This window comes from Paraburkholderia sp. SIMBA_030 (assembly GCF_046535245.1).
Classification (GTDB): domain Bacteria; phylum Pseudomonadota; class Gammaproteobacteria; order Burkholderiales; family Burkholderiaceae; genus Paraburkholderia.
In genome coordinates, this window is record NZ_JAWRXB010000464.1 from 1 (window position 1) to 274 (window position 274).

General features: G+C 63.9%; 1 protein-coding gene. It reads left to right on the plus strand.

Features of this window, described 5'->3' with window-relative positions:
• Positions 1–274 (plus strand): DegT/DnrJ/EryC1/StrS family aminotransferase (locus tag SB772_RS40800; RefSeq protein WP_410838624.1); only part of this gene is annotated, 274 nt, incomplete at both ends.

A 274-nucleotide genomic window follows, 5' to 3' on the forward strand; every position in this document is an offset into this window, starting at 1 on the left:
GTGGCTGATCGAAGACTGCTGCGATGCCCTGGGCTCCACCTATCAGGGGCGCATGGTCGGCACCTTCGGCGATATCGGCACGCTCAGCTTCTACCCGGCGCACCACATCACCATGGGCGAGGGTGGGGCAGTGTTCACCGACTCGCCGTTGCTCAAGCGCATCATCGAGTCGTACCGCGACTGGGGCCGCGATTGCTACTGTGCGCCCGGCGAAGACAACACCTGCAGCAAGCGTTTCTGCTGGAAACTGGGTGGCCTGCCGCAAGGCTACGAC